Source organism: Methylobacterium sp. D48H (assembly GCF_053345715.1).
Genome location: NZ_JBKFAP010000002.1, coordinates 39,434 through 58,576 on the forward strand (window position 1 = coordinate 39,434; position 19,143 = coordinate 58,576).

Annotated in this window: 14 protein-coding genes; 7 read left to right on the top strand and 7 right to left on the bottom strand. The window is 70.6% G+C overall.

Features of this window, described 5'->3' with window-relative positions:
- Positions 1–14: 14 nt before the first annotated feature.
- The 4 genes from ACLBX8_RS06345 to ACLBX8_RS06360 all read right to left on the bottom strand — a co-directional run bounded on the left by ACLBX8_RS06345 (position 15) and on the right by ACLBX8_RS06360 (position 6,656).
- On the bottom strand, positions 15–3,002 hold the full coding sequence (locus ACLBX8_RS06345; protein ID WP_447714770.1) for an FAD-binding and (Fe-S)-binding domain-containing protein: 2,988 nt from the start codon (positions 3,000–3,002) through the stop codon (positions 15–17).
- A 208-nt stretch (positions 3,003–3,210) separates the two neighbouring features.
- Entirely contained in the window at positions 3,211–5,016 is a 1,806-nt protein-coding gene (locus tag ACLBX8_RS06350; protein WP_427510141.1) for an IlvD/Edd family dehydratase, read from the bottom strand.
- 156 nt (positions 5,017–5,172) lie between these two features.
- Positions 5,173–5,940: an SDR family oxidoreductase gene (locus ACLBX8_RS06355; protein ID WP_427510140.1), complete on the bottom strand. Its 768-nt coding sequence runs from the start codon at positions 5,938–5,940 to the stop codon at positions 5,173–5,175.
- 2 nt (positions 5,941–5,942) lie between these two features.
- Positions 5,943–6,656, bottom strand: coding sequence for a GntR family transcriptional regulator (locus ACLBX8_RS06360; RefSeq protein WP_447714771.1), 714 nt, complete (start codon positions 6,654–6,656; stop codon positions 5,943–5,945).
- A 119-nt stretch (positions 6,657–6,775) separates the two neighbouring features.
- Between ACLBX8_RS06360 and ACLBX8_RS06365 the strand changes: the two genes are divergently transcribed.
- The 5 genes from ACLBX8_RS06365 to ACLBX8_RS06385 are packed head-to-tail and all read left to right on the top strand — an operon-like array spanning position 6,776 to position 13,343.
- Entirely contained in the window at positions 6,776–8,035 is a 1,260-nt protein-coding gene (locus ACLBX8_RS06365; RefSeq protein WP_020091906.1) for an ABC transporter substrate-binding protein, read from the top strand.
- 7 nt (positions 8,036–8,042) lie between these two features.
- On the top strand, positions 8,043–8,918 hold the full coding sequence (locus tag ACLBX8_RS06370) for a branched-chain amino acid ABC transporter permease (RefSeq protein ID WP_447714772.1): 876 nt from the start codon (positions 8,043–8,045) through the stop codon (positions 8,916–8,918).
- A 14-nt stretch (positions 8,919–8,932) separates the two neighbouring features.
- Entirely contained in the window at positions 8,933–11,491 is a 2,559-nt protein-coding gene (locus tag ACLBX8_RS06375) for a branched-chain amino acid ABC transporter ATP-binding protein/permease (protein ID WP_447698749.1), read from the top strand.
- Positions 11,488–12,411: a 3-hydroxyacyl-CoA dehydrogenase gene (locus ACLBX8_RS06380; protein ID WP_447698748.1), complete on the top strand. Its 924-nt coding sequence runs from the start codon at positions 11,488–11,490 to the stop codon at positions 12,409–12,411. The genes ACLBX8_RS06375 and ACLBX8_RS06380 overlap by 4 nt, the downstream gene beginning before the upstream one ends.
- Positions 12,412–12,413: 2 nt before the next feature.
- Positions 12,414–13,343, top strand: coding sequence for a 3-keto-5-aminohexanoate cleavage protein (locus ACLBX8_RS06385; RefSeq protein WP_447698747.1), 930 nt, complete (start codon positions 12,414–12,416; stop codon positions 13,341–13,343).
- 176 nt (positions 13,344–13,519) lie between these two features.
- Here ACLBX8_RS06385 and ACLBX8_RS06390 read toward each other — a convergent pair whose 3' ends face one another.
- The 3 genes from ACLBX8_RS06390 to ACLBX8_RS06400 are packed head-to-tail and all read right to left on the bottom strand — an operon-like array spanning position 13,520 to position 16,410.
- Positions 13,520–13,801, bottom strand: a complete 282-nt coding sequence (locus ACLBX8_RS06390; RefSeq protein WP_447698746.1) for a DUF167 domain-containing protein — start codon at positions 13,799–13,801, stop codon at positions 13,520–13,522.
- A 10-nt stretch (positions 13,802–13,811) separates the two neighbouring features.
- On the bottom strand, positions 13,812–15,179 hold the full coding sequence (locus ACLBX8_RS06395; RefSeq protein WP_447698745.1) for an FAD-binding oxidoreductase: 1,368 nt from the start codon (positions 15,177–15,179) through the stop codon (positions 13,812–13,814).
- A gap of 37 nt (positions 15,180–15,216) precedes the next feature.
- Positions 15,217–16,410, bottom strand: a complete 1,194-nt coding sequence (locus tag ACLBX8_RS06400; RefSeq protein ID WP_447698744.1) for a fumarylacetoacetate hydrolase family protein — start codon at positions 16,408–16,410, stop codon at positions 15,217–15,219.
- Positions 16,411–16,687: 277 nt separating this feature from the next.
- On the opposite strand from ACLBX8_RS06400, the gene ACLBX8_RS06405 reads away from it, so the two are divergent.
- A complete protein-coding gene (locus ACLBX8_RS06405) occupies positions 16,688–17,749 on the top strand; it encodes an ABC transporter ATP-binding protein (RefSeq protein WP_020091914.1) in 1,062 nt (353 codons plus the stop codon).
- Positions 17,750–17,822: 73 nt separating this feature from the next.
- Entirely contained in the window at positions 17,823–19,133 is a 1,311-nt protein-coding gene (locus tag ACLBX8_RS06410) for an ABC transporter substrate-binding protein (RefSeq protein WP_020091915.1), read from the top strand.
- The last annotated feature ends 10 nt before the right edge of the window (positions 19,134–19,143 follow it).

Consider the following 19,143-nt stretch of genomic DNA (forward strand, 5'->3'; position numbering starts at 1 on the left):
CGACACACGTCAGGTCAGTGCGACCTGTGGTCTATGTGTAGGTGCCCGGCAATGGAGTGTCGAGGCACGAGGGCCCGATCCAGCACGCGGGCCACATGTTCCGCCTGGAGACCCAGCCCGTCGTGGATCTGGTGACGGCAGCTCGTCCCGTCGGCCACCACGAGGTCGTCGGGCCCTGCGGCGCGCAGGGCCGGGAACAGCGACAGCTCCGCCATGGCGAAGGACGTCTCGATCGATTCCGGCCGGTAGCCGAAGGCGCCCGCCATCCCGCAGCAGCTCGACTCGATGACCCGCAGGTCGAGCCCCGGCACCGACCGGAGCACCGTCTCGACCGAGCCCATGACGCCGAAGGATTTCTGATGGCAGTGGCCGTGCAGGTGCGCGACCCGGCCGCCCTGATCGGCGAACGGCAGCGCGATGCGTCCGGCCGTCAGGTCGGCGGCCAGCAACTCCTCGAACAGGAACGACTGCTTGGCCAGCAGCGCGGCCTCTTCGCCGGGCAGGAGCGCCGCGAACTCGTCCCGGAAGGTGAGCAGGCAGGACGGCTCGAGGCCGACGACCCGTGCCCCCGCGCGCAGGAACGGCAGCAGCGCGTCGAGGGTGCGGCGCGCCTCCTGGCGCGCCCGGTCGGTCTGGCCGGCGGAGAGCCAGGTCCGGCCGCAGCAGAGGGGGCGCCGCCCGCGCGACGGGTAGACCCGGTGCAGCCGGTAGCCGGCCGCCTGTAGCACCCGCTCGGCCGCCTCGAGGTTCTCCCGCTCGAAGGCCCGGTTGAAGGTGTCGCCGAACAGGATCACGTCGCGGAAATCGCCCGCGACGTCCTGCGCGTGGGCGGGCTCGCCCTGCTCGCTCCAGGGCCGGCGCCAGCGCGGCAGCGAGCGCTTGGCCGAGAGGCCGGCGACGCGCTCCGAGAGGGCGGCGAGGGCCGGGTACCGGTCCCGCAGGTTGAGGAGCGGCGCCAGCCGCGCGGCGGCCCCGGCGTAGAGCGGCATCGTCGCGATGAGGCGCTCCCGCAGGGGCAGCCCGTGGCGGGCGTGGTAATGGTGCAGGAACTCGATCTTCATCTTGGCCATGTCGACGCCGGTCGGGCACTCGCGGCGGCAGGCCTTGCAGGAGACGCAGAGATCGAGGGTTCGCTTCATCTCCGGGCTGGTGAAGGCGTCCTTGCCGAGCTGGCCCGAGATCGCGAGCCGCAGGGAATTGGCCCGGCCCCGGGTCAGGTGCTGCTCCTCCCGGGTTGCCCGGTAGGAGGGGCACATGGCGCCGCCGACGAGCTTCCGGCAGGTGCCGTTGTTGTTGCACATCTCGACGGCGGAGCCGAAGCCGCCCCAGTCCGACCAGTCGAGGGCGGTCTTCATCGGCGCGGACACGGCGTAGTCCGGCTTGAACCGGAACAGGCTGCGATCGTCGAACTTCGGCGCGCGCACGATCTTGCCGGGGTTGAGCCGGTTGTCCGGGTCGAACGCGTCCTTCACGGTCTCGAAGGCACGGGTGAGCGTCGCGCCGAACAGCGGCTCGACGAATTCCGAGCGCGAGAGGCCGTCGCCGTGCTCGCCGGAATACGAGCCCTTGTAGCGGCGCACCAGCTCGGAGGTCTCCTCCGCGATCGCCCGCATCCGCCGGACGTCACCGGCCTCCTTCATGTCGAGGATCGGGCGGACATGCAGGCAGCCGACAGAGGCGTGGGCATACCACGTGCCGCGGGTGCCGTTCTTGGTGAAGACCTCCGTCACCGCGTCGGTGTAGTCGGCGAGGTGCTCCAGCGGGACGGCGCAATCCTCGATGAACGAGACCGGCTTCGCGTCGCCCTTCATCGACATCATGATGTTGAGGCAGGCCTCGCGCACCTCCCAGACGGATTTCTGGCGCGCGGGCTCGACGACCTCCACGACGGCGTCCGGGAAGCCGTGATCGGCCATGCAGGCGTCGAGGCGCTTCAGGTCGCGCCGGAGCGACGCGAGGTCGTCGCCGGCGAACTCCGTCAGCAGAAGGCAGTTCGGCTTGCCCTTGGTGATATCGGCGAGCGTCGTGCGAAACAGCGGGATATCGGCGCCGAGCACGAGGACGTTGTTGTCGACCAGCTCGACCGCCACCGGGTCCAGGCCGACGATGTGCCGCGTCGTCTCCATGGCCGCCCGGAAGGACGGGAAGTGGCACACGCCCATCACGCGGTGTGTCGGCAGGCGCGATAGCTTCAGCGTCACCGCGGTGGTCGCGGCCAGCGTGCCCTCGGACCCGACGAGCAGGTGCGCGAGGTTCGGCTGGGCCTCGATCAGCGAATCGAGGTTGTAGCCGCCCACGCGGCGCTGAACCTTCGGGTAGTGCGCCTCGATCTCGGCGCGGTGGTCCTCGGCGAGGCCGCGCATCCGCGCGGCGAGCGCCGCGGCCCGATCCGACCCGTTCACGCCCGGATGCGCGTTTCCGGTCAGGCCGAAGCCGAAGGCCTCGCCGTCGTGGAGCAGCGCCTCGATCGCGAGGACGTTGTCGCTCATCTTGCCGTAGCGCAGGGAGCGGGCCCCGCAGGAATTGTTGCCCGCCATGCCGCCGATGGTGCAGCGGGTCGCCGTCGAGGGCTCGACCGGGAAGAACCAGCCGTCGGCCTTCACCCGGGTGTTCAGGCGCTCCAGCACCATGCCGGGCTCGACGGTGATCGTGCCGGCCTCCGCGTCGTAGGCCAGGACGCCGTTGAAGTACCGCGAGCAGTCGACGACGAGGCCGGACCCGATCGGCTGGCCGTTCTGCGAGGTGCCGCCGCCACGCAGGATGACCGGGGCGCCGTGCTCGGCGGCGATGCGCAGGGTCGCGGCGATGTCGGCGGCGGAGCGCGGCAGCACCACGCCGGCGGGCATGATCTGGTAGATCGACGCGTCGGTGCTGTAGCGCCCGCGCGTGAAGGCGTCGAAGCGCGCCTCACCCTGAAGCTGCTCCGCCAGCCGGCGCGGCAAACCGGCCTCGAGGCGCGCCGCTGCACGCGGCGCCGGGGCATCTGCCCTCGCTTCCGTCACGATCGATCCCTCCCGAGATGGGACGCGCCCACCCGCGGGGAAATGTATTCAAAATTCACTGCGGCGCAAATCGGCCGCGGTGTCACGCTGGCAGCGGGCGGCCGGAGTCCTGTACTGCGCCGGGCCTCGCGGGCTGCCGCGAACCTCGCCCGGCGCGCGGCCCGTCGCAGCCCCGCGTCCGCCCGTCGGGCGGGTCCTGGTAACGGCCTCAGTGGTTGTCCCGCGGCACCCCGGAGGCCTGCGCGACCTTCTGGAACTTCACCGCGCCCTTCAGCACCATGCCTTGATCGAGCTGGTCGACCTGATCGCGGTAGATCTCCTGCCAGGGCGTCTGCGTCGCCGGGTAGGGATATCCGCCGCGCGCCGCCAGATCCGCGCGCCGGCGCGCGATCTCCTCGGCCGGGAGCAGGATGTCGGCGCTCCGGCGGTTGAGGTCGATCCGGATACGGTCGCCACTCTGCAACAGGGCCAGCCCGCCGCCCGCGGCCGCCTCGGGAGACGCGTTCAGGATGGCGGGCGTGCCGGAGGTGCCGGATTGCCGGCCGTCGCCGATGCAGGGCAGCGAGGTGACGCCGCGCCGGATCAGGGCGCCGGGCGGCTGCATATTCACCACCTCGGCGGCGCCGGGATAGCCGATCGGACCGGCCCCGCGCATGATCAGGATGGTGTTCTCGTCGATGTCGAGCGCCGGGTCGTCGATCCGCGTGTGGTAGTCCTCGGGACCGTCGAACACGATCACCCGCCCCTCGAAGGCCATCGGATCGTTCGGATTGCGCAGGTAGCGGGCGGCGAATTCTTCCGAGATCACGCAGGTCTTCATGATCGCGGAATCGAACAGGCTCCCCTTGAGATTGAGGAAGCCGGCGCGCTCCATCAGCGGCTCGCCGTAGGCGCGGATCACGTCGCGGTTCCAGCTGTGCCGCCCGCGGTAGTTCTCGCCGACGGTCCGACCGTTGCAGGTCAGGGCACCCTCGTGGACCTTCCCCGCCTCGATCAGCTCGGCGAAGACCGCCGGCAGGCCGCCCGCGCGGAAATACTCCTCGCCGAGCCAGCGGCCGGCGGGCTGCATGTCCACGAGCAGCGGGATCTCGAACCCGACCCGTTCCCAGTCGTCGCAGCTCAGCGGCACGCCGATATGCTTGGCGATGGCGTTGATGTGGATCGGCGCGTTGGTCGAACCGCCGATCGCTGCGTTGGCCACGATCGCGTTCTCGAAGGCCTCGCGGGTCAGGATGTCAGAGGGCTTGAGGTCTTCCCAGACCATCTCGACGATCCGCTGGCCGGTGGCGTAGGCCGCCTGGCCGCGCTCGCGGTAGGGCGCCGGGATCGCCGCCGAGCCGGGCAGCGCGAGGCCGAGCGCCTCGGCGAGGGCGTTCATTGTCGAGGCCGTGCCCATCGTGTTGCAGTGGCCCGTGGACGGTGCCGACGACCCGACGATGTCCATGAACTGCTGGAAGTCGATATCGCCGGCGGCATGCCGCTCGCGCGTCTTCCAGACGATCGTGCCGGACCCGGTCAGCTCCTTCTGGAAGTAACCGTTGAGCATCGGTCCGACGTTCAGCGAGATCGCCGGGATGTTGACGGTGGCCGCCGCCATCAGACAGGCCGGCATGGTCTTGTCGCAGCCGGTCAGCAGCACGACGCCGTCGAGCGGGTAGCCGTACAGCACCTCGACCAGCGACAGGTAGGCGAGGTTCCGGTCGAGCGACGCGGTCGGCCGCTTCCCGGTCTCCTGGATCGGGTGGCAGGGAAACTCGAAGGCGACGCCGCCGGCCGCCGTGATGCCGTCCCGCACCCGCTTGGCGAGCTCGACGTGATGGCGGTTGCAGGGCGACAGGTCGGAACCCGTCTGGGCGATGCCGATCAGGGGTTTGCCCGACCGCAGCTCCTCCGGCGTCAGCCCGTAATTGAGGTAGCGCTCCAGGTAGAGGGCGGTCATGCCCGGGTTGTGCGGGTTGTCGAACCAGGCCTTCGAGCGCAGGTCGGCGGGCGTGATCCGGCGTTTGTCGCTCATGGTCGCTTCCTCGCATCCTGGGGCCGGCGCTGGCGGTCCGGCTCGTGTCTTCCGCTACCGCGGCGGGCGTCGCGGCCGCGGTCGCGGCGCCCTGAGCTCGATCTTGCAATACTCTGAGGATTGATCCGCCGCAGCATCTCCGGCGCTGGATTAATTTCAGGACAGCATCCGGGTGTCACCATCGATGGAAATGGCCTGCCCCGAGATCGTCCGGCCGCGCGGCGAGCAGAGCAGCAGGATCTGGTCGGCGAGTTGCCGCGCCGTGACGTACTCCTTCACGGACACGAACGAGAACGCCCGCGCCTCCATGTCGGCGAAGCTGGTGCCCTGCTGCTGGGCCTTCGATTCGAGCACCCGGCGCTGGCGATCCCCGGCGACGAGGCCCGGCAGGATCGCGTTCACCCGGATCCCGGCATTGCCGAGCTCGATCGCCAGGGACTTGGTGAAGCCGATCACCCCCCACTTGGCGGCCGCGTAGGGGCTGCGCAGGGCGAAGCCGAACTTGCCCGCGGCCGAGGAGAGATTGACGATCGAGGCGTTGGCGCTCTGGCGGAGATGCGGCACCGCCAGGCGCGCGCAGTTGAACTGGCTGGTCAGGCAGACCGTGAGGCAGCGATCCCACTCCTCGGGCGCGATCTCCTCGACCCGACCGGTCGGGCCGGCGATCCCGGCATTGTTGACGAGCACGTCGAGGCCGCCGAGGAACTCGACCGCCTGGTCCATCATCGCGGCGACGGCGTCGCGGTCGGCGACGTCGGTCCGACTGCGCCCGACGGTGTCCGGCAGCGCGGCCAAGGCCTCGGCGTCGATATCGCAGGCGAAGACGCGCGCGCCTTCGTCCAGGAAGGCGTCGACGATCTCGCGACCGATTCCGGCAGCGCCCGCCGTCACCAGGACGCGCAGGCCGGCAATCCCCAGATCCATGGTCACTCCTCTCCCTGAACGTCCCGCAATCCGCCGCGGGTCAAGATGAACTCCGCGGCTTCCCGGATGTCGGCGGCGATCGCGGCCGCGGCCGCCGCGCCGTCCCGGATCTCGATGGCTGCCACGGCCTCGGCGTGCCGGCGCAGAGCGAAGCCCTGGAGGAGGCGCTCCGGGTGGGCGCGCAGATCCAGGTTGATCACCGGGCCGGCCTTCAGCCAGAGCCGCGCGATGATCTCCTGCAGGGGTGCCAGCCCGCACGCGCCGTAGATGGCGAAATGCAGGTCGCGGTTGAGCTGGACGGCGCGCGCCCTGTCGGGCTCCGCCGCCTCGGCCTCGGCCCGGAAGGCCGTCTCGGCGCTCCGGATCGCCGCGAGCTCGGCCCCCGTCCGCCGCTCGGCCGCCCGCGCCACCGCGATCCCCTCGACCGCGATGCGGGTCTCGACCAGGGCCCGGAACGCGGCCGCGCCCATGACCGGCACCCGGATCACGCGATTCGGCGCCACCTCCAGCACGCCGTCCGCCGCGAGCCGGCTCACCGCCTCGCGCACCGGCATGACCGAGACGCCGAGCGCAGCCGCACTCTGCCGGAGGGACAGCCGGTCGCCCGGCGCCAGCCGCCCCGAGGCGAGGAGATCCGACAGGGCCTCGTAGACGGTGTCGGACAGGGTCCGCCGCGCGAGCTGGGGCAGGTCGGCCAGCGCCAAAGTGGAATTCATATGCCGACACTAGACGGATCCGGCACTATCGCGCTAGTGATCTGTGATCACAGTTCGGGTGAGGGCCGTCAGAGTCCGCCACAACAACCCGGCTGGAGGACACGCACGGGAGCGGAACGATGACGGATCGGTACGGGGATTCCCTTTCTCGCCGCAGCCTCCTGCGCGCCGGCGGCGCGGCGCTCCTCGCGCCGGCCCTCGCGAGCCCGGCGCTCTCCCAGGGACAGTCCGAGGTGATCCGGATCGGTCACCTCACGCCGCGGACCGGCTTCCTCGGGCCGCTCGGCGAGTTCGCCGTGCAGGCGGCCCAGCTCGCGGTGGAGGAGATCAACGCCGCCGGCGGCATCGCGGGCCGGAAGGTCGAGCTCCTGTCGGAGGACAGCGTCAACCCGCAGACCGCCTCGGCCAAGGCCGAGCGCATGGTCCAGCGCGACCGCGTCGCCTGCCTCGTCGGCGAGATCAACTCCGCTTCGGCGCTGGCGATCAGCCAGGTCGCCCAGCGCGAGAAGATCCTGTTCATCAACACCGGCGCCAACTCGGACGCGCTGCGCGGCTCCGACTGCAAGCGGTTCATGTTCCACGTCGAATCGCAGAACACCATGATGGTGCGGGCCTGCGGCCGGGCGCTGCTCGACCGGGGCCTGATCAAGGGCCGCAAGGTCTACGCGCTCACCGCCGACTACGCCTTCGGCCACGATCTCCTGAAGCAGGCCAAGAAGTACTTCGCCGCCAACGACGCCACCCTCGTCGGCGAGGATCTGATCCCGACCGAGCTCACCGACTTCTCACCGTTCCTGCTCAAGCTCCGTCAGGCCAAGCCGGACCTCGTGATCTGCAACCTCGCGGGCGCGCAGATCACCAACTTCCTGAAACAGTACAGCGAGTTCGGCCTGCCGTTCCCGGTCGCCGGCTTCGGCTTCGACACGGCGCTCGCCTGGGGCGCCGGGCCGGGGAACTTCCTCGGCACCTGGCCGGTGATCTGGCATCACCAGATCGACTCGCCCTCGGCGAAGAAGTTCGTCGCCGCCTTCAAGGCCAAGTACAAGAAGCCGCCGGAGAACCAGGGCTGGGGCGACTACACGGCGATGAAGATCGTCGCGCAATCGATGAACGAGCTCAAATCGACCGAGTCGATCAAGGTCGTGGAGCACCTGGAATCGGGGGCGAAGTTCGACATCGCCAAGGTCCGCGAGGGCTATTTCCGCCCCTGGGACCACGAGCTGATGCAGGAGATGTTCGCGATCACCGCCCTGCCGGCGGATCAGGTCAAGAATCCCTACGACATCTTCACCTCGACCGGACCGCTGCCCGGTCCCGGCGAGAGCCTGGAAGTGCTCGCCACCACCCGCGACGAGAACGCCTGCACCTTCCCGGCGTGAGGCGTCCATGCAGCTCGTCTTCATCCTGGAGCAGGTGCTCAACGGCCTGCTGATCGGCGTGCAGTATCTGCTGATCGCGCTGGGTTTGTCGCTGATCTTCAGCCTCGGCGGGATCGTGAACCTCGCCCACGGCGCCTTCTACGCGATCGGCGCCTACATGGCCGTGCTGCTGACGCCGACCATCGGCTTCGGCGGCGCGCTCATCGCCTCGCCGCTCGCGGTGGCGGTGCTCGGCCTCCTGATCGAGCGGTTCCTGCTGCGGCGCTTCTACCGCGGCGACCCGACGCTCGGCCTGCTCCTCACCTTTGGCCTCGCGATGGTGGCCGAGCAGGCGCTGCGCATGGCCTTTGGAGCGGCGCCGGTGCCGTTCGGGATCCCGCTGTGGCTGCGCGGGCAGGTCTTCATCGGCGACTTGATCTACTCGCGCTACCGGCTCTCGATCCTCGTCGTGGCCCTCGCCTGCGTCGCCGGCCTGTGGCTGCTCCTGACACGGACGAGCTTCGGACGCGTGGTCCGGGCCGGCGTGCAGAATCCCGACATGGTCGCGGCGCTCGGCATCTCGCTCCGGCCCTACATGACCGCGGTGGTGACGATCGCGGTCGGGCTCGCGGCGCTCGCCGGGACCATGATGGCGCCGGTTACGGGCGTGCAGCCCGCCATGGGCGCCGAGATCCTGACCTTCGCCTTCGTGGTCGTGGTGATCGGCGGTCTGGGCTCCTTCTGGGGCGTGGTGCTCGCCGCGCTGATCGTCGGCGTGGTCCGGGGCCTCACCGCCTACGCCTACCCGCCGGCCACCGAGGCCGCCGTCTACGCCCTCATGGTGCTCGTCCTGCTGCTGCGCCCGCGCGGCCTGTTCGGCGAGCACATCGCCCGGTTCGAGTGAGCGGAGAGCGTCCCATGTCCGGAACCGCCGAGCCGCTGCCGCTCGCCCTGCCGCAGCGCGGCCTGATCCTGCGCGAGAGCCGCCAGCTCTGGGCGGCGCTCGCCGCCCTGATCGTCCTGCCCTTCGCCCTCGACGCGATCGGCCTGACGCTGATCACCGCCACCGACGTGGTGATCTTCGCCCTGGCGGTGCTCGGCCTCAACATCCTGGTCGGCTGGACCGGGCTCACCTCGTTCGGCCACGGGGCGTGGTTCGGGATCGGCGCCTACGCGGTGGCGATCCTCCAGACGCGCCTCTTCCCCGGCGACATGGCCCTGCCGCTCCTCGGCGCCCTGGCGATCACCGGGCTCGCGGCCCTCGCCGCCGGCGGCCTGATCCTCCGGCGGCGGGGCGTCTACTTCTCGCTCCTGACCCTCGCCTTCACGGCGATGCTCTACGCCATCGCGTTCCGCTGGACCGACCTGACCGGCGGCGAGAACGGCATCGGAAACCTGCACCGCTGGGCGGCGCTGCAGGAGCCCGGCGCCTACTACGCCGCGGTGTCCGGAATCGCCTTCGCGGTCCTGATCGCCCTGTGGCGCTTCCGGCGCTCGCCGATGGGCACCGTCCTGGTGGCGATCCGCGAGAACGAGCAGCGCGCCGGCTTCCTCGGCTACGCCACCAACCGCTACAAGCTCGCGGCCTTCGTGATCTCGGCGACGATCACCGGGCTGGCGGGGGCGCTCGCGGCCTACAGCCACCGCTTCACCTCGGCCGACCCGATCTCCATCGCCTTCTCGGGCGAGCTGCTCGCCATGGTGGTGATCGGCGGGATGCGCTCGTTCCTCGGGCCGGCGCTCGGCGCGCTGTTCTACATCCTCTTCCGCGAGTTCCTGTCGATCTACACCGCCGATTGGCTGCTGTATTTCGGCCTGCTGTTCGTCGCCTTCATCGTGTTCTCGCCGGACGGGCTCGTCGGCATCGCGGCGCGGCTGCTCAAGCCGTTCCGGCGCGTCCCGACCGAGGGCGCGGCCATGTCGGCCCGCCGCGCCGGCGCCTCGGGCCGCGTCCCGGCCCGCTTCATCGCGGAGGGGCGCAGTGACGGCCCGGTGCTGGTCGCCGACGAGATCCGGAAGAGCTTCGGGCCCGTGAAGGCGGTGCGCGGCGTGTCCTTCGCGGTGGCTGACCGGACGCTCCACGCCTTGATCGGACCGAACGGCGCCGGCAAGACCACCGCCTTCAACCTGCTGTCCGGGATGTTCAGCCCGAGCGGCGGCAGCATCCGCCTCGACGGAAGCGAGATCGCCGGCCTGGAGCCGCACGCCATCACCCAGGCCGGGATCGGGCGCTCGTTCCAGATCACCAACCTGTTCCCGGGCCTCTCCGTGGAGGAGAACGTCCGCCTCGCGGTGCAGGCCCGGCACGCCGCGCATTTCAGCCCCTGGCGGGACGCGCTGGCCGTCCGCGAGATCGCCGACGACACGGCCGAGCTGCTGCGCTGGACCGGCCTGTCCGGCATCGAGCGGGCCGAGGCCGGCAGCCTGTCCTACGGCGGCCAGCGGCTGCTCGACATGGGGCTGGCCCTGGCCACGCGGCCGCGCGTGCTGCTCCTCGACGAGCCCCTCGCCGGGCTCGCGGCGGCCGAGCGCGAGCGGGTCGGCGACCTGATCAAGGCGCTGTCGGCCGACATCCCGGTGCTCCTCGTCGAGCACGACATCGACCGCGTCTTCCGCCTCGCCGACCGCGTCACCGTGATGGCCGACGGCGCGGTGCTGGTCGACGGCTCGGTCGCGGACGCCCGGGACGACGAGCGGGTGCAGGCGGTCTATCTCGGCTCGGGCACGGCGGCGATCGCCGCGAAGCCGCGCGCCAGCGCCGCCGAGGCCGAGACGCTGCTCGCCATGGAGGGCGTCGACACCTTCTACGGCAAGTCGCACATCCTGAACGGGGTGAACCTGGCGGTGCGCCGGGGCGAGGTCGTGGCGCTCCTCGGACGCAACGGGGCCGGCAAGTCGACCCTGCTCAAGACCCTGATCGGCACCGCGCCGCCGGCCGCCGGCCGGATCGTGCTCGCCGGCAAGGACATCGCCGGCCTGTCGCCCGACCGGATCGCCCGGCTCGGAATCGGCTACGTGCCGCAGGGGCGGGCGCTGTTCGCCGGCATGACCGTCGCGGAGAATCTCGGCCTCGGCCGGCTGCGGCGGCTCACCGGCGCCGGCATCCACTGGGACGAAGAGAAGGTCCTCGAGTTCTTCCCGCGCCTGAAGGAGCGCTGGAGCGTCGACGCGGCCCGCCTGTCCGGCGGCGAGCAGCAGATGGTGGCGGTGGCCCGCGCCCTCTCGGGGGACACGCGGCTCCTCCTCCTCGACGAGCCCTTCGAGGGCCTGTCGCCGGCGGTGACGGAGGAGCTGTTCGAGGCCTTCGACCGGCTCCGCCGGGAGATCGCGATCATCCTGGTGGACCACCACCTCGACCTCGCCCTGGCGCTGTCCGACCGCACCGTCGCCCTGGAGCGCGGCAGCGTGCAGTGGACGGGCGAGTCGCGTCTCTTGCGCGAGGATCAGGAGTTGAGGCGGAAGGTGCTGTGGCTATGACCGAGAGCGTCGCGATCGTCGGCGCCGGCCTGATCGGCCGGGCCTGGGCGATGATCTTCGCCCGTGCCGGCTGGGACGTGCGCCTGTTCGACCCCGCGGCGGGCGTGGCCGAGGCCGCGATCCCGCTCTGCGCCGAGGGGCTGCGGACGCTGGCGGCGAACGACCTCTGCGCGGATCCCGAGGGTGCCGCGGCGCGCATCCGCGCGGCCGGCACCCTCGCGGCCGCCCTCGACGGCGTCGCCTTCGTGCAGGAGAACGGACCGGAGCGGCTGGAGGTGAAGCGGAGCCTCTTCGCGGACCTCGACGCCGCGACGCCGCGGGAGGCCGTCATCGCCTCGTCCTCCTCGGCGATCCGCTGCTCCCTGTTCACCGAGGATCTGCCCGGTCGGGCCCGGTGCCTCGTCGGCCATCCGGTGAACCCGCCGCACCTGATTCCGCTGGTGGAGATCTCCGGCGCGCCGTGGACGGCGCCCGAGGCACTGGTGCGGGCCCGTCAGGTTTACGAGCAGATCGGGCAGGTCCCGATCACCGTGCTGAAGGAGATCGAGGGCTTCATCCTCAACCGGCTCCAGGGCGCCCTGTTGGCGGAGGCGTTCCGCCTCGCCTCGGAGGGCTACGTCACCCCGCAGGACCTCGACAAGACCGTCGCGGACGGCCTCGGCCTGCGCTGGAGCTTCATGGGTCCGTTCGAGACGATCGAGCTCAACGCGCCCGGCGGCATCGCCGATTACTGCGCCCGCTACACCGGTTTCTACAAGAGCCTCGCCGCCGACCCGGCGCCGCCCGCGGTCTACGAGGCGACAGCCACCGAGGCGATCCTGGCCAACTGGCAGCCGCCGACCGATCTGCCCGCACGCATGAACCGCCGCGACGCGCGGCTGGCGGCGCTCCGCGCCCACAAGGCTTCACGGAAGGACTGAGCATGGCCTCACAGCGGAAAGTCATCATCACCTGCGCGGTGACGGGCGCGATCCACACGCCCAGCATGTCGCCGCACCTACCCGTCACGCCCGAGGAGATCGCCGACGCCGCCATCGGCGCCGCCGAGGCCGGCGCCGCCATCGTGCACCTGCACGCCCGCAATCCGGAGAACGGCCAGCCCGACCAGACACCCGAGGCCTTCGCCAAGTTCCTACCGGTGATCAAGCAGCGCTCGAACTGCGTGGTGAACATCACCACGGGCGGCGCGCCGACCATGTCCATCGAGGAGCGGGTGCGCCCCGCGGCGACCTTCCAGCCGGAGGTCGCCTCGCTGAACCTCGGCTCGATGAACTTCGGCCTGTTCGGCATGCTCGACCGCTTCAAGGACCTGAAGCACCAGTGGGAGCGGGACTATCTCGGCAACAAGGACATCATCTTCCGCAACACGTTCGGCCAGATCGAGCACATCCTGACGACCTGCGGCCCGAACGGGACCAAGTTCGAGTTCGAGTGCTACGACACCGCGCATCTCTACAACCTGAAATACTTCTTCGACCGCGGCCTCGTGCAGGCGCCGCTGTTCATCCAGACGGTCTTCGGCCTGCAGGGCGGCATCGGCGCGCATCCGGACGACGTGATGCACATGAAGCGCACCGCCGACCGTCTGTTCGGCGATCAGTACCGCTGGTCGGTGCTGGGCGCGGGCCGCAACCAGATGAACATCGCCGCCATGGCGGCCGCGATGGGCGGCAACGTCCGCGTCGGCCTCGAGGACAGCCTCTGGGACGGTCCGGGCAAGCTCGCCGAGACCAACGCCGCGCAGGTCCGGCGGGTGCGCGCGATCATCGAGGGGCTGGGTCTGTCCGTTGCTTCGCCCGACGAGGCGCGGGAGATCCTGGCGCTGAAGGGCGGCGACAAGGTCGCGTTCTGAACGCGCACTCGGTTGATGATGCGTCGCGGGAGGTGCGACGCGTCATCCGATAGCGGCTGACGTTCAGGCTCTTCCGTCCTTGCGAGCGCAGCGAAGCAATCCAGGCGCGCCACAGGCCTCCGATCGCGCGCAACACTGGATTGCTTCGCTGCGCTCGCAAAGACGTAGGCGACCGTTCACGGCGAACCGAACACGCGATCCAGATCCGCCTTCGCGACGCCGTCGATCTCCAGGATCTTCAGCCGGCTCTGCTCGCCGGTCACGATGCGGACCGAGCCGCGGCTGACCTTCAGCGCCTTGGCGATCAGCGCGACGAGCGCCGCGTTGGCCGCGCCCTCGACCGGCGGGGCGGCGACCCGGACCTTCAGGTAGGGCTGCCCCTTGTCGTCCCGGGCCCAGCCCTCCGCGGCGTCGCGGCCCCCGCGCGGCGTGAGGCGCACCGCCAAGCGGATCGCCACGGCGGAGCCCTCAGAAGATCTTGCCCGGATTCAGCCGGTTGTCCGGGTCGAGCGCCCGCTTCACGAGCCGCATGACGGCGATCTCCTCGGGCGAGCGCGACAGCTTCAGCTTGGCCCGCTTCTCGAGCCCGATCCCGTGCTCCGCCGAGACGGAGCCGTTCAGCTCCGCCAGCGGCTCGTAGATCGCCGCGTCGATCGCCGCGTTGCCGGCGGCGTCGAGGCGGGTGGTGTTCCAGTGGAGATTGTTGTCGCCGATATGCCCGTAGACGACCGCCCGGCAGCCCGGGATCGCCGCGAGCCGGTCGAGCGCGCCGCGGACGTAGCCGTCCATCCGCGCGAGCGGCACGCTCACGTCGAAGGCCCGGTCGATCCCGTCGGCGTTCAGGTGCTCGACGCGGTCGCGGATCCGCCACATGCCGCGGCGCTGCTCCTCCGAGGCGGCGACCACGGCGTCGAGGATCGTGCCGTCCCCCATCAGCCCTTCCAGCAGGCCCAGGAACCGGTCCGATTCCTCGGGGACGCACTCGACCTCGATGATCGCGTAGAACGGGTAGTCCGGACCGAGCGGCGGGGTCGCGCGCCCGGGTGCCGTCATCAGCCTGTAGAAGTCCGGCCACAGGCCCTCGAACGAGGAGACACGCCCTTGGAAGGCGCTCTGCGCCGCCCGCAGCACCCGCGCGCCGTCGTCGACCCCGGGGCACGCGATCAGCGCCGTCGCGTAGCCGGCGGGCTCCGGCCGCAGGCGGATGACCGCCCGCGTGACGATGCCCATCGTGCCCTCGGTGCCGAGGAAGAGCTGCTTGAGGTCGAGCCCGGTGTTGTTCTTGATGAGCGGCCGCATCGACGACACGACCGTGCCGTCGGCGAGCACAGCCTCCAGGCCGAGCACCATCTCGCGCATCATGCCGTAGCGCAGCACCCGCAGGCCGCCCGCGTTGGTGGAGATCGCGCCGCCGATCGTCGCCGAGCCGCGGGCGCCGAGATCGAGGGGGAAGAACAGGCCCGCCGCGGACGCGGCGTTCTGCACGCTCTCGAGCGTCGCGCCGGTGCCGACCACCACCGTCATGCCGAGCGGGTCCACCGGCTCGATGCCGGTCATGCGCTCGGTCGACAGGGTGATCTCGTCGGGCTGGCAGAGCGTGCCGTCGACGAGGCCGGTGGCGCCGCCCCGCGGGACCACCGCGACGCCCGCCGCGTGGCAGGCGGCCATGACGGCGCCGGTCTCCTCCGTGCTGCGCGGGCGGACCAGCGCCAGCGCGGCGCAGGGCTCGGTCGGGCGCGTCCAGTTGGCCGAGCGCCCCCGCAGCTCCGCACCGGTGACGAAACCGGACGGTCCGACGATCGCGGCGAGGCGGTCGAGGAAGGCGGTGTCGGTCATCGGCATCATCTCGGGGCTCGGTCCGGTGGCCGCTCTGTCACAGAATCCCGCGCGCGGCGAGATTCCGCATCAGCGCGCGGGCGCCGAAGGTCCAGGGCTCGCAGGCGTCGCACGGGCGCATGCGGTTGACGAGGCTGCCGAGCTCCGGGCTCGCCACGACGACGCGGTCGCCGTCGGCGTGGGTGAAGCCGAGGCCCGGCCCGTGCCGGTCCTGGATCGGCGCGAACATGGTGCCGAGGAGGAGGAGGGCGCCGTCGGGGTAGTCGTGCGTCCGCCCCATCAGCGCCTCCGCCAGCTCCTCCGGGTCGCGGCTGATCTCGGAGAGCGGCGAGGTGCCCTCCAGCCGGAAGCCGTCCGTGCCGGTCACCTCGAGGGTCACGGTCGTGCGGCGGACGTCGTCGAGGCCGAACGTGTCGTCGAACAGGCGCAGGAACGGCCCCACGGCGCAGGAGGCGTTGTTGTCCTTGGCCTTCCCGAGGAGCAGCGCCGACCGGCCCTCGAAGTCGCGCAGATTCACGTCGTTGGCGAGCGTCGCCCCGACGATGCGCTGGTCGGAGGCGACCGCGAGCGCCACCTCGGGCTCGGGGTTGTTCCAGTGCGAGTCCGGGTGCAGCCCCGCATCCGCGCCGCAGCCGACGGCCGAGAGCGGCTGCGCCTTGGTGAAGATCTCGGCGTCCGGGCCGATGCCGACTTCCAGGTACTGGCTCCAGGCGCCCTGCGCGACCAGCACCTCCTTGAGGGCCATGGCCTCGGGCGAGCCGGGCTTCAGCCGGCGCAGGTCGTGCCCAACCAGGCGCTCGACCTCGGCGCGGATCGCCGCCGCGGCGGCGAGATCGCCGCGTGCGCGCTCCTCGATCACCCGCTCCAGCATCGAGGTGGCGAAAGTCACGCCCGCCGCCTTCAGGGCCTGGAGATCGACCGGGGCCAGGAGCCAGGGCTTGGTGGCGTCGCGCGCGTCCGGCGGCGTGGTGGCCAGCACCGCGTCGAGGCTGCCGAGATCCTCGCCCTGGGCGCCGCGCAGGGCGGCGGCGGGGTCTCGGGCCTCGCACAGGTCGCTGACGGTGGGGAAGGCGGCGGTGACGTCGACGATTCGGGCAGCACCGTCCGCGTCGGCGCGGATCGCCACGACGCTCGGACCGGCCACGTCCGGCCGCCACACCCGGCCCACGAGGGCGCCCCGGCATCCGTCGGCGGGCAGGATCTCCCGCGCGGTCAGGCCCGATAACGACATGTGCTCATGTCCCCTGGATGTGTGATCCTGAGATGTCCGCGCGTGGCGGGCCCGGTTCCGGGACCGCGGCCGGCGCGCGATCCCATAGCATTCCGCGCCGCCCGTCATCCCGCCGGAAGTTTCACCGGGCCGCGCTCGTCACGGGCGCCGGGGGGCTCGCCTGACAGATCCAAGAATATCTGCAGCTTTGCCAGGAGGCCGGCTTGCTTTCCCGCGAACCCTCATTTGTACTGCTGCCCTAGAGCCGCCGACAGAGCGGCCTTGATCGGGAGGAAGCATGGCCTCGGTGGGAATCCGCGAGGTTCGCAAGGCTTTCGGATCGACGAATGTCCTGCACGGCGTGTCGGTGGATATCCGGGACGGTGAATTCGTGATCCTGGTCGGCCCGTCGGGCTGCGGGAAATCAACGCTCCTGCGGATGATCGCCGGGCTCGAGAATATCTCCGGCGGCGAGATCCGCATCGGCGAGCGCGTGGTGAACGATGTGCCGCCCAAGGAGCGGGACATCGCCATGGTGTTCCAGAACTACGCCCTCTACCCGCATCTCACCGTCCGCGAGAACATGGCGTTCTCGATGCGGATCCGGAAGGCGCCGGCCTCCGAGATCGATCTCCGCGTCAACAAGGCCGCCCAGATCCTCGGGCTGGCTCCCCTGCTGGACCGCTACCCGCGCCAGCTCTCGGGCGGCCAGCGCCAGCGCGTCGCCATGGGCCGGGCGATCGTGCGCGACCCGCAGGTCTTCCTGTTCGACGAGCCGCTCTCCAACCTCGACGCCAAGCTCCGGGTTGCGATGCGCACCGAGATCAAGGAGCTGCACCAGCGCCTGAAGACGACGACGATCTACGTCACCCACGACCAGATCGAGGCCATGACCATGGCCGACCGGATCGTGGTGATGCACGACGGGGTCGTGGAGCAGATCGGGCCGCCCCTCGAGCTCTACGACCGGCCCGACAACCTGTTCGTCGCCGGCTTCATCGGCTCTCCGGCCATGAACTTCATGCCCGGCAAGGTCCGGGCGAACGGGCGTCTGACCTTCACCACCGAGACCGGCCTGTCGATCCCGCTCGCCGACGCGCCCTCCGGGGTCGACGGTCGGCCGCTCATCCTGGGCGTCCGCCCCGAGCATTTCGATCTCGCGCCCGAGGGGATCGCCGCGGAGGTCGTTGTCGTGGAGCCGACCGGCTCAGAGACCATGCTGGCGGTGCGGGCGGGGGGCCAGGACCTCACCTGCGTGCTGCGCGAGCGCGTGCGTGAGCGGCCGGGCGAGACGATCTCGCTGCGGCCGAACCGCGTGCACTTCTTCGACGCCGAGACCGGCCGTCGCCTGCCGAACTGACCCGCGTCGGATCCGACGCGGATTCGAGGCGCGCGGCGCCTCTAGGATCACGATCACCGAGGGAGAAGAAACGATGTCCGTTCTCGATCGCCGGTCCCTCCTCGCGGGCGCCGCAGCGACAGGCCTCGCCGCCGGCGGCGACCTCCTCGGCTTCGCCAAGGCCTGGGCGCAGAACGCGGAGTGGAAGCCCGAGCCTGGCGCGAGCCTGTCGCTCCTGCGCTGGAAGCGCTTCGTGCCGGCCGAGGACGAGGCCTTCATGAAGCTCGTCGACGCCTTCACCAAGGCGACGGGCGTCAAGGTCACGGTGACCAACGAGTCCTTCGACGACATCCAGCCCAAGGCGTCGGTCGCCGCCAACACGGGCCAAGGACCCGACATGGTCTGGGGTCTGTTCTCGTTCCCGGCGCTCTTCCCCGACAAGTGCCTGCCGCTCGAGGACGTGGCGGAATCCCTCGGCAAGAAGTACGGACCCTGGTTCCCGTCGGCCGAGGCCTACGGCAAGGTCAAGGGTAAGTGGATCGCGATCCCCGTGGCGTTCAACGGCGGCTATCCGAACTACCGCATCTCGGCGATGAAGAAGGCCGGGTTCGACAAGTTCCCCACCGACACCGCTGGCTTCCTCGAACTCTGCCGCGGCCTGAAGAAGAACAACACGCCCGCCGGCTTCGCCCTCGGCCACGCCACCGGCGACGGCAACACGTGGTGCCACTGGGCGCTCTGGTCGCACGGCGGCAACCTCGTCGACGCCAACGAGAAGATCGTCATCAACTCGCCCGAGACCGCCAAGGCGCTCGAATACGTCAAGTCCCTGTACGAGACCTTCGTGCCCGGCACGGTGTCGTGGAACGATTCCTCGAACAACAAGGCCTTCCTGGCCGGCGACCTGTACCTGACCAACAACGGCATCTCGATCTACGCGGCGGCCAAGAAGGACAACCCGAAGCTCGCCGAGGACATGGACCACGCGGTCTGGCCGATCGGCCCGGTCGGCAAGCCCACCGAGTTCCAGCTCGCCTTCCCGATCCTGGCCTTCAAGTACTCCAAGGCGCCGAACGCCTGTAAGGCCTTCATCGCCTTCATGATGGAGGCGGCGAACTACAATCCCTGGCTGGAGGCGGCCCAGGGCTACCTCTGCGAGCCGCTGTCGAACTATCCGAAGAACCCGATCTGGACGAGCGACCCGAAGAACGCCGTCTTCGCCGAGGCGGGACGGCGCTCCCTGGCGGCGGGCGGCCTCGCGCCGGTGAGCGAGCGGATCGCCGCGGTGCTGGCCGACTTCGTGATCGTCGACATGTTCGCCAGTCACTGCACCGGCCGCGAGGACGTGAAGGGCGCCATCAAGAACGCCGAGCGCGCCGCCACCCGCATCTTCCGGAACACCTGACCGCACCCGC